The 12,022-nt window shown below is 45.6% G+C and carries 6 protein-coding genes; 2 read left to right on the top strand and 4 right to left on the bottom strand.

Annotated features, from left to right (window positions below; genetic code table 11):
- Nucleotides 1-47: 47 nt before the first annotated feature.
- Nucleotides 48-875, bottom strand: a complete 828-nt coding sequence (locus AB4Z08_RS00590; RefSeq protein WP_441571819.1) for a M57 family metalloprotease — start codon at nucleotides 873-875, stop codon at nucleotides 48-50.
- 567 nt (nucleotides 876-1,442) lie between these two features.
- On the opposite strand from AB4Z08_RS00590, the gene AB4Z08_RS00595 reads away from it, so the two are divergent.
- Both AB4Z08_RS00595 and AB4Z08_RS00600 read left to right on the top strand, forming a co-directional pair.
- On the top strand, nucleotides 1,443-4,247 hold the full coding sequence (locus AB4Z08_RS00595; protein ID WP_441571820.1) for a S8 family serine peptidase: 2,805 nt from the start codon (nucleotides 1,443-1,445) through the stop codon (nucleotides 4,245-4,247).
- Nucleotides 4,248-4,614: 367 nt separating this feature from the next.
- Complete coding sequence (locus tag AB4Z08_RS00600; RefSeq protein ID WP_441571821.1) at nucleotides 4,615-6,828, top strand: DUF6055 domain-containing protein; 2,214 nt, start codon at nucleotides 4,615-4,617, stop codon at nucleotides 6,826-6,828.
- A gap of 83 nt (nucleotides 6,829-6,911) precedes the next feature.
- Here AB4Z08_RS00600 and lpdA read toward each other — a convergent pair whose 3' ends face one another.
- The 3 genes from lpdA to AB4Z08_RS00615 form a co-directional block, all read right to left on the bottom strand.
- Nucleotides 6,912-8,318, bottom strand: coding sequence for a dihydrolipoyl dehydrogenase (lpdA, locus tag AB4Z08_RS00605; protein WP_441571822.1), 1,407 nt, complete (start codon nucleotides 8,316-8,318; stop codon nucleotides 6,912-6,914).
- Between the two features lie 163 nt (nucleotides 8,319-8,481).
- The gene (locus AB4Z08_RS00610; RefSeq protein WP_441571823.1) at nucleotides 8,482-9,141 is read right to left on the bottom strand and encodes a LolA family protein; all 660 of its coding nucleotides are present in this window, start codon (nucleotides 9,139-9,141) and stop codon (nucleotides 8,482-8,484) included.
- 133 nt (nucleotides 9,142-9,274) lie between these two features.
- Complete coding sequence (locus AB4Z08_RS00615; RefSeq protein WP_441571824.1) at nucleotides 9,275-11,920, bottom strand: DNA translocase FtsK; 2,646 nt, start codon at nucleotides 11,918-11,920, stop codon at nucleotides 9,275-9,277.
- Nucleotides 11,921-12,022: the final 102 nt, after the last annotated feature.

Genomic DNA, 12,022 nt, shown 5'->3' on the forward strand with positions numbered 1-12,022 from the left:
AAATTCCAGGAGCCGGAAATACTTTAACAGATTAGCTCATGCAACGATTAGTGATACAGATAGTTCAGTGCAATGATATCATTTGCGTTGAATGTACGGTTGCCACCATTAGAGCAGGCCAGCATCCAGGAGTTAGCATCTGGTCCGGTAGGTGTACCTGGAATCCATATAGCACCTACTCCGCCATCACCTTCGTTTACCGCACTACCACCGCAKCTGTAGGAACGATCCATGTAATCGGTATGACGCATACCAATACAGTGACCAATTTCATGCTGAATCACAGAGCCCACGTACAGTACGTTAGGATTAGATCCATAGGCATACTGATTAGTGTTCATTTTAATGGTGCCATAAGGATTACCGCCACTGGTAGGGAAGCCGGAAGATCCCAGTGTGATGTAGCCACCACTTGGTCCCTGGTTGAATCCCTTGATGGTAATGTTGGGGGTACCTGTTGTAATACGTTGGAAAGTAAAACGTAAACCCAGTCTGTTATACCGGGCAATTGCCGTATCTGTTCCTGCAATAAATGCGGTACCCAGATTACTTACTTTGATGGTAATCACGCGGGGCAAAGCGGTTACCAGATAATTAGTGCGGTACTGTTCTGTTTTTGCGATCCTGAGAACAGGGCTCACTACTTTTTCTTTCAGTTGTGCTGCGGTCAACAGGATGTCGCCTTCTACCAGGTAACCATCTTCTGTTTTCACCACGTTGTCGGTACTGAAACCGTTGTCTTTAATCTGGGCTAACACCTCTGCTGATACAGGATCTGGCTTTACTTCTTCTTTTTGTGCACCGTTTTTCGAACAGGATGCAAACAGAAAAGTGGCTGCCACACAGCAGAGAACAGGAATTGTTTGTTTTCTCATAGATTCAAATTTTGGTTTTGGTTTAAAAAAAAGATATCCCGATCGCTTGTTCCTGCAAACAAGCAACTGTTAACAATACTAAATGTATGCAGTGATCTGTGGCGGAATAAAGCGCGAAAAGAGATTTACAAGTGCATAAAATACACTTGTAACACTATCGGCTTATTGCCTCAAATGCAGCTGCTCCAGCTTTGTTTATCTTTCCAAAAAACCACGGTTTAGGTGTGCTCTCGTTTTTGGATGCATACAATAGCTAAATGCCTGTTTTACACGGCATTTCATTTTTAATGGCTTGGCGATGATTCAGTAATACCGGCTCTTTCCGGCTACAAAGACTTGCTCAACTGTTTAACTTACTAGTAAAATGGTTTTCCAGCTCGTTGTTTAGATTTGTTCAGATTTTGTTGAAATTTACGCTCAGGATTTCCCTTTCAATATTACAACTTTCGTTTTACTTAAAAAAAATATTTTGTTTTTATCCTTATAAAATTGTGTCGAAAAAGTAAATACAGTAGCTTTAAGTAGCAACACAAAACCAAAATCCTTGAACTGTTGTCATCATCCTGCATGAAGTCAAATACCCTGAAAATATGGACCCTGCTAACTTTGGTGCTATGCTACTGTTATAGCACTGCTGCACAGCAAAAAATTTCAACCGATAGCATTCGTCAACGGTATGCGGCGGATACATTTTCGGATGCACCCCCTGTCTCTCCTTTCCTTGTAAAATTTAAAAAGGTACCCGCATCGTCCGTGCTACGGCAATGTGGATTAATACAGCCTATTACCCGCTACCACTATATAATACAACAGCTACCCAAAGACAGTAGTATTTTATACGCTTATCATGCCAGCGCCAATTACAAAGCAAGTGTTGCTTTACTTCAACAACTCGAGAAGGCCAATAACACTGATAGTATAACGCTCCAGGTATCTTTCAAGCGGGATGAACAATTGGCACATGCCAGTATACGTATGTATTCCGACAGGTTTTCCGTCGCCGTGGTTCGGGTTCAAAAGCAACACTGGCAGGAATTTATCAGTCAGCCTGCTATACTCTTCGCTGATATAGTACGGCATCCTAAACCGGAAATCATCATTAATACCAGCAATCTTACAATCAATAGCATCCGTATTGCACAACAACAATTTCCACTTGTACGTGGAAAACGTGTAGCCGTTTCCGTTAAAGAAGATCGTTTTGATACCACCGATATTGATTTACAGGGCCGGTATCTCCCTTCTACCTATGCTTCTGCATCGAGTAGTTCGCATGCATTGATTATGGCTACACTGATTGGCGGTGCAGCTAACAGCGGTATGAACGGGCAGGGTGTAGCATCGGAAGTAAAACTGAGTTCTGCTGATTATAACAGCAGTTTATTTCCCGACGATAATAATTATTACACACAATCAGGTATCACGATTCAAAATCATTCCTACGGCACCGGTATAGAAAATTATTACGGAGCAGAAGCTGTTGCCTATGATCAGCATATCCGGGAAGCCGATACAATCGTGCATGTATATTCATCAGGCAATATAGGAAACAACACGTCCTCTTCCGGACGGTACCAGGGTATTGCTAACTACGCCAATCTATCTGGCAATTTCAAGCAGGCAAAAAATATCATTTCAGTAGGTGGTACTGATGGTGTTTCACAGGTAATTGCCCTGAGTTCCAGAGGCCCTGCCTATGATGGCCGTATCAAACCGGAAATTGCTGCCTATGGAGAAGATGGTACTTCCGGTGCAGCTGCACTTACCTCCGGAGTAGCTGCCCTGCTGCAGGATGCGTGGCGCCAACAGCATAGCAGTCCGGTATCTTCTGCGCTGATCAAAGCAGTCATCCTCAATAGCGCCACTCGTCCGGCTGGCATACTTCCCTCCTATGAGCATGGCTATGGCTACCTCCAGGCATTAGGCGCGCTGCAAACATTACAGGAAAACCGTGTCCTCTCAGGAGAGGTGAGCAATGGCAAAGTTACCACCTTCGATATCAACATACCGGCAGGCATACAGCAGGTAAAAGTTACGCTGTGCTGGAATGATCCGGCGGCGCCTGTAAACGCGGTTAAAGCGCTTGTAAACGACCTGGATCTGGCAGCTACCACGGCAGATAATAACACCTGGCTTCCCTGGGTACTCAACGCCTACCCGGCAGCAGATTCACTGAAGGCCCCCGCTAAGCGGGGCAGGGACAGTATCAATAATACAGAACAAATCAGCATTGACCGCCCCATTGCAGGCAAACTGCATCTCAGTGTAAAAGGCATACAGTTATCCACGGCTACACAATCATTTTACCTTGCCTATGAATTTACGCCGATGCAACGTTTTCAATGGCAAAACCCTGCACCGGAAAATATCCTGCCTGCGGCACAAAATGTACCCCTGCAATGGCAAACTACGTATAGTGGTAATGGTGATATTTCCTATAGTACTGACAGTGGCCGCACCTGGCTGCCGGTAGCACAAAACGTTCCGGTAGCGCAGGGTGTACATAACTGGATGGCGCCTGATATTTTCCAACAGGTGTTACTGAAACTAACGTTAACGGATACCTCCTTTATAAGTGCGCCCTGCTATATCTCACCTCAACTGACCATTCATACTGGTTTTAACTGCACTGATACGGTAATGCTTTACTGGAATGCGCAACCCGATGCCGCCGGTTATCAACTATATACTATGGGCAGCAGCACCTTAATTCCGTATAGCCAACCCCGTGATACGTTTACGTTCATTCCCAAATCAATGGCATCTTCCCTGTATTTTGCCGTAAGTCCCATTGCTAAAGCCGGCTGGACGGGCATGCGCAGCTATGCCGCTGATTACTCACAGCAGGGCGTGGGCTGTTATGTGCAAAACCTGCTGGCAGATAAAACAACTGATAATAAAGTATTGCTTTCGCTTTCACTCGGCAGTACCTGGCACCTTACAAACCTGTACTGGGAACGATCTTCCCCCAAAGGCTGGATCAGCCTGGATTCGCTGACAATTGGAGAGACCATGAATTTTAATTTCCTAGATAACCAACCAACAGAAGGGTTCGTTCATTATCGTGTGCGACTCCAAACAACAGATGGTCGTGTTATCTATTCAGATATTGCCACTGTAAGTATATTCCTCAACAACAGCATCCTGTTATTCCCCAACCCTGTAAGTACCCAGCTATACATCCTGGATGCACAAATGCGCAGCCGGAAAATGGTGATTTCAGATATGAGCGGGCGGATAGTGATGCAGCGTGACCTGGAAAACAACCAGGAAGTCATCCCTGTGCAGCAGCTACCCAACGGCGTTTTTAACTGCAGTATTTATGTGGATGGAAAACGCATCTATGCGAAACAGTTTGTAAAGCAGGACTAGCTCTCCTCCGGCTACAGGGTAAAATTCATCAATAACCGGTTAAGATCGTAGCGGAAATAATTCCAGTGAACCATTAACTTTAAGTGTCAATAAGACAATTAAATATTCCTTATTAAGACCTGATACTTTCCACCGTATTTATAATACGATGTCTGAAAATCCGATAGCAAAAAGAACCGACAGCCCTGTTATTAATTTATTTACGCTGGTCTTTTAGTATGCCGGCCGGTTTATTCACCTGTGCTGATAGTCCCCGTGCATCCCTTTCCATTCATGCAGATAGCTGCGGCGCCTTGCCATGGCTGGATCCCACGTGTGCCTGATTTCTCTGAACCATACATTTTCAACCAACACAAATCAATTATTTATGAAAAAAGCTTTATCTCTTTTCGTCTTTCTGTTCATGACCGTACTCGTATGGGCGCAAAAAACGGTATACATACCACCCGAATTCAGTACGGACCCCTATTTATCTACCTGGTCATACAGCCGCAGTTATCAGTCGGCCAACTTCGTAGTATTCTGGGGGTCGGTAGTAGGCACTAATCCGGCAACTTACAGCGATCCTAACCTGGCATTTAATCCTCAGGCGATATGTGATACGCTGGAAAAAATCTACACGAAATATATAACGGAAATCGGTTTCTGTTCGGATGCTGCCACCAAAAACCTGGGCAAATACAAACTCATAATCGTGATGAATGACACCTGGGGAGCGGGAGGCCCCAGCGGATGGGCCTTTGGCGGTACCTATGGCAATACCATCGGGGCCATGTGGGTGCATCCCAATGCTACCAGGGACGGTGGTGTTACCAGCCATGAACTCACACATAGCTTACAGGGCATGATTGCCATCCAGGAAAATGCCAGCTGTGGCTTTAACGATTATGACCCTGCGGGCTTCTTCTGGGAAACACATGCTAACTTCATGCGCACACAAATGTATCCCCGTTTTGCCAATGATGACCTTCCCAGATGGATGGCTACCAGCATGTTCCATTTTAGCTCTACCCGGCACCATTACGATGCCTTTAAAATGCTGTGGTATATGCAACAGGTGGATGGTATTACAATGGTGAACAGGTTGTGGAAAGAGTCTATCCGCACCAGTTCTACCGCAGGAGAACATCCGCTGATGACTTACAGACGTCTTAAAAGCTGGACCCAGGCGCAGCTCAATACTTTTATGTACGACTATGTTAAAAGGGAAGTAGCCTGCGATTATACCGTAAACGGGTTTGGGGCTATTTATAAAACAGAACGCGATCGCTTAAAAGTACAGGAACCGCACTATATCTGGCGGCTATATACAATGCTGCAGCAGGTGAATGCTACTACCGGAAGATATAAAATAGATAATGCCAGCGCACCGCAGGATTATGGCTACAATATTATTCCGTTATACACCACCTGCAGTGCCAGGAACGTAACCGTAAAATTTAAAGGACATACAGAAGTTAACAGTACTGCCGGCTGGCGTTATGGGTTTGTGGCCACACTGGCGAATGGTAATATATCCCGCTATGGTACTACAGCTACAGCTAATGAAAGTGAAATCAGCTTTACTATGAACAGCAATGAAACTCAGTTGTACCTGGTAGTGATGGGTGCTCCCACCACCCATACCAGCTATGTATGGGAGCCAGGCTGGCCTAAGATAAAACGCTATCCTTATGAGCTACGTATAGCCAATGCCGTACCTGAAGGTTATCAGAGTACTTTCCGCTCCGCGTACAAAACTAACGGTCATACCCATACGAATGGCGGCGGCTGGGTAGCCAACAGCGCTACTGTTGCCTCTACTGCCTATGTAGGTCCCAAAGCGATCGTACTGGGCAATTCCGTTATCACCGGCACTGCACAGATTACGGGCAATGCCTGGGTGGAAAACGCCACGGTGGGTAATACCGTGACTATTAGCGGTAATGCCAGCGTGTATGGTGGCAATTACACCGGCAGCGCGGTAGTGACAGATAACGCCGTGCTCACCGATTGCACGGTTTCCGGCAGCGCCAATATAAAGGGCGATGCGCTTGAATGGGGTGTTACCTTTGGCAATGCCGTGGTAGTGGGTGGCGATGCCGAAATAGGCAGCTGCGCCACCAATGGCACCTATCTGCAGATACCACACCCTAATAATGGCCGGGCAGACTGTGATGGCAAAAGTGCAGGCGATGCGTCCAACGTAGATGTAAACACCACCTGGACCCAGTTCACCGATGCGCAGATGGCCTGGAGTACCACTCCTACCTGCAGTGGCATCATTACTCCTGCCGCCATAACGGATAGCAGCCTGCTGCTGAAAACTACCGACAATGCAGCTACCATATCCGCCATACGGGTGTATCCCAACCCGGTTGTTAACCAGTTTACCGTTACCCTGCTGGGATTCCGGAACACCGGCAATGTACAGCTGATCATTTATAACAACCAGGGATTGCCAGTACATGTGAAAGAGATGCAGAAAGCGAGAACGGCTACCTTAAAGGTGAAAGACTGGAGTACGGCTCCTGGTATCTATTACCTGAGGGCCAGTGATGGAAATAAAGCAGCTACGGAAAAGCTGATTGTAACGAACTGACGCAGTTATGTACCCATTAACAACAAAACAGCCGTTCTGATCAGATCAGAACGGCTGTTTGCTGTATTTACAATGATATGTGATTACAGGTGAATGGCTTCGCCGTAAGCTACTTCTATAGCGTCTTTTACAGATTCGCTCATAGTTGGATGCGGGTGGATAGAATCCAGCACTTCCTGGTAAGTAGTTTCCAGTTTACGCGCTACTACTGTTTCTGCGATGATTTCAGTAACGTTGGCACCGATCATGTGGGTACCTAACCATTCGCCGTATTTAGCGTCAAAGATCACTTTTACGAAACCTTCAGTAGCACCGGCTGCAGAAGCTTTACCGGAAGCAGAGAATGGGAATTTACCCACTTTAACTTCGTAACCGGCTTCTTTCGCTGCCTTTTCAGTATAACCAACAGAAGCAATTTCAGGTGCGCAATAAGTACAGCCTGGAATGTTCATATAGTCAATAGTAGCTGGTTTATGCGCATATTTCTTTTCGTTATATGCGATGGCTTCCACGCAAACGATCGCTTCTTTGGAAGCTACGTGCGCCAGTGCCTGACCAGGAACCATGTCGCCGATAGCATAAACGCCCGGAACATTGGTTTGGTAGTATTTATCTACCAGTACGCGGCCTTTATCGGTTTTAATACCCATTCCTTCCAGACCGATATTTTCGATATTAGCTGCAATACCCACCGCGCTCAGTACCACGTCTGCTTCCAGGGTGATTTCGCCGGTTTGTGTTTTCACTTTAGCTTTCACACCGTTACCAGCTGCTTCCACTGCTTCTACAGAAGCGTTGGTCATGATTTCGATGCCTTTCTTTTTGTATATTTTTTCCAGTTCTTTGGAGATATCTTCGTCTTCTACCGGAACAATGCGTGGGAGGAATTCAACGATGGTTACTTTAGTACCCAGGGTTGCGTAGAAATAAGCAAATTCAACACCGATCGCACCAGAACCCACTACAATCATGGATTTAGGCTGCTTAGGCAATACCATTGCTTCACGGTAACCAATTACATTCTTACCATCAATTTTCAGGTTAGGCAGTTCACGTGCACGGGCACCTGTAGCCAGAATGATGTGTTTTGCTTCATGTACAGCAGCTTTACCGTCTTTATCAGTAACTTCTACCTGGCCTTTGGATTTTACCTTTCCATTGCCCATTAATACATCAATCTTATTTTTCTTCATCAGGAACTGAACGCCCCTGCTCATTTTATCAGCAACACCGCGACTACGTTTGATCACCGCCTCAAAATCAACCTGTGCATCACTTACAGTAATACCATAGTCTTTTGAATGCTGCGTATATTCAAAAACCTGTGCAGTTTTTAATAAAGCTTTGGTTGGAATACAGCCCCAGTTTAAACAGATACCACCCAGGCTCTCTCTTTCCACGATTGCAGTTTTAAATCCCAGCTGAGAAGCACGGATAGCAGCCACATATCCGCCGGGCCCACTACCAATTACGATTACGTCGTATGCCATATTGTTTAATTTTAAATTGAACTCGCCAAAGGTAAATAAATAAGCAGAAAGCGCAAACAGCTATTAGCTTTTAGCCGTCAGCTTTTAGCAAAATGCAGCGAAGATCAGGTATTATCCCATCTCCGCTGCATTTTGCTAAAAGCTAACGGCTAAAAGCTAAAATCTACCGCAGGTCGACCACTTCCACGCCAGGATAGTTCTTGGCATCAAAAGTAAAAGTAGCATCGCTCAGGTTGGTATTTGGTGTAAAATTGGTGATTTCGTACGTGTAGTGATTACCGTTTTTCTCAAAAACTTTCATTTTCGCGATACTTTGGTTTTTCTTATCTACGGAAACAATCACTTTAAAAACGTTCTTGGATTTATCAGTAGGTGTCAGCTCAATGTTCTGCAACACTTTACCTTTCTCAGTCGTTTCAGGTTCCAGTTTGTACAAATAATCCTTATCGTAGAAGTTGGTGAACAGCTTAGCGGGTGTCATAGCGCCACTGCTTTGATCCACGTTGTTAACAGTTACCTCGTTTACATCCTTCGCATATGTCCAGGATGTTTTGTTATCACTGATTATTTCCTGTCCGGGCAGCGTTACTTTATATTTAGCGCCTTTCAGGTATACTGTTCCTTTTTTGGAATCTGTTACACTGTTGTTGGCACCTTCTACTTTCAATATAAAATTAGCTACTACTGTTTTTAATGATTTGAATTTATTACTAACACCATCCAGAACGGTTTTAGCCTTGGGGTCGGATCCGCCCTTAGATTGTGCCATGCCGCTGAAAATGATCCCACTCAACAACATTCCTGTTAATACAAATTTCTTCATCGTAGTTTTTTTTAGTTTGTGCTAACCTCCAAAGACAAATGCCATGCCGGTATAGCTGTGTTGGTCTTTTACAGGGTGCGAAATTCAGCATATTTCCTGAAAAAGGGTAATAATTTCGAAAGACCTTAACATATTATAACAAATTATTAAGGATTTCCTGTAATTCGCTTTCCGATCTCACCAGTACCTCTCTTGCCTTGCTGCCCATGTTGGGGCCTACTATATTGGCTGCTTCCAGTTGATCCATGAGTCTTCCTGCCCGGTTATAGCCCAGCTTCATACGGCGTTGCAGTAAAGAAGTTGACCCCTGCTGAGTGGTGACGATCACCTGGGCAGCCTCTTCAAACAGCGGATCCCGGTCAGCAATACTGAGTTCCTTACCATCCGGATCCTTGTCATCTACATACTCAGGCAGCAGGAACGCGTCCGGATAGCCTTTCTGATTTCCGATGAATTCGGCCACATTTTCCACTTCCGGTGTATCTACAAAGGCACATTGCAAACGTACCAGCTCCCCGTTAAAGGAAACCAGCATATCCCCCTGACCAATGAGCTGTTCCGCACCGCCTATATCCAGGATGGTACGGGAATCTATTTTGGAAGATACCTTAAAGGCCACGCGGGCCGGAAAGTTCGCTTTAATAGTACCGGTGATAATGTTTACAGAAGGGCGTTGCGTGGCAATGATGAGGTGAATACCCACTGCTCGGGCCAGCTGGGCCAAACGGGCAATCGGCATTTCCACTTCCTTACCGGCTGTCATGATCAGATCCGCGAACTCATCCACCACCAACACAATAAAAGGCAGGTAACGATGTCCTTTCAACGGATTCAGGCGACGTTGGGTGAACTTACCATTGTACTCGCGGATATTACGGGTACCTGCTTCTTTGAGCAGGTCGTAGCGCAGATCCATTTCAATACATAAGGCATTGAGGGTGTGGATTACTTTCTTGGTATCAGTAATAATCGCATCATCTTCGCCGGGTAACTTAGCCAGGAAGTGCTTCTCAATGAGCTTGTAGAGCGATAGTTCCACTTTTTTTGGATCTACCAGTACAAACTTCAGCTGGGAAGGATGCTTTTTATACAACAGTGATACCAGCAATGTATTGATACCCACAGATTTACCCTGACCGGTAGCACCCGCCATAAGCAGGTGGGGCATTTTAGCCAGATCTGCAATGAAGTTTTCATTGTCGATCTTTTTACCAATAGCAATCGGCAAATCCATGGTGCTGGTCTGGAATTTTTCCGAGGCCAGTATATTTTTAAGTGATACAATTGTTTTCTTCACGTTAGGTACCTCAATACCAATGGTACCTCTACCCGGAATAGGGGCAATGATACGGATACCGAGCGCCGACAGACTCAGGGCGATGTCATCTTCCAGGTTTTTAATACGGGAGATACGAACGCCGGCAGCCGGCACAATTTCGTACAGTGTCACTGTTGGTCCTACCGTAGCACTTATTTTCTGTATAGAGATGTCATAATTCTTCAGGGTATCAATGATCTGGTTTTTATTCTTTTCCAGTTCAGCGGTGTCCTGTACAATTACTTTATCGGCGTTATGGTTTTCCAGCAGGTCCAGTGTTGGAAATTTATAGTCTCTCAGGTCCAATGAAGGATCGTACGGATCTACCGGCTCCACGGGTCTGGACGGCTGGATTTCCTCTACCTCTTCTTCTTCATCCCGGAAAGTAGGCTTAATTTCAAATGCCACTTCCTGCGGCTCGTTTTTCTTTCTGGCTGGTGGAGGCGTTTGTTCAGGTATTTCTTCTATATACAATAATGGTCCGGGGTCTTCTTCTTCCTCTTCTTCCTCAGACAATGCTGCGTCAGATGCTTCCGGCAATCCGGGCGTAACAACGGTTGCTACCGGCGGCATGTAGGCAGCATGAGAAGGGATCACCGTGATGTCTTCTCTTTCTACCAGGTGCATGGGGGGCAGGTCTTCTTCCTCTTCTTCGGCCACTTCTTCATGAGGAGGAATCACCATTACACCGCCCTCTCCTTTCAATCCGTTTTTACGGGGATCTTCTTTAACTGGAGTGGGAGTAGGCGCCGCGGCCGCATTGGCTACCGGTGGTACAGGAACTGCAGCGGGGACTGGTTTGGGGGCTTTGATTTTCTTTTCCGGCCATTTGAAATCGAAATTAAATTTCCAGATGAGCCAGGAGAAACCCACTACCAGCAATAAAAGCGCTGTACCTGTTTTACCAACAAAACCAGAGGTCCATTTATTCAGGGCATCACCCAAAGCACCTCCCCAGGGGAAATCTCCTCCGCCGGCTACAAATGCCATGGACATGCTGATAAAGAGCAGACCGAATAAAATATATTTAACGTTACGCCATACGCGGAAAACGCGGCGCCCTACGATGAAGTTAATACCGACAATAAAAAAGAAGTAACAGAACAGGTAAGCGGCAATACCTACACCGTAAAAAAAGAAGTTGTGTGACACATAGGCTCCCAGGCGCCCAAGCAGGTTATCTACTTTTACATCACCGAAGAAAAGCTCCCGGGTAGAATAATGGAATATTTTATCCTGGTCATCTTCCCAGGTAAAAAGATAGGAGGTGAAAGCAATAAAACAATAAACAGACAGCAAAAGAAAGAACACGCCCATTACTTTATGGGTACGTTCATCTTTCACCAGCTCTTTTACTTTTACCTCAGGCTCCTTGTCTTTCGTCAACACTTCAGGGTTTGGTGTGGGGCCTTTCGGTTTCTTGCTTTCCGGTTTTTCGGTTTTCAGTTTATTCCTGGACATAATTAGCTTTTAGCTGTTAGCTGCCAGCTTTAGTTTTCAGCATGGAACGCTAAAAACCAACAGATGACAGCTATATAACTTCAGATTTGGGACTTCCTGGCG

The organism is Chitinophaga sp. RAB17 (assembly GCF_052114225.1).
Taxonomy (GTDB): domain Bacteria; phylum Bacteroidota; class Bacteroidia; order Chitinophagales; family Chitinophagaceae; genus Chitinophaga.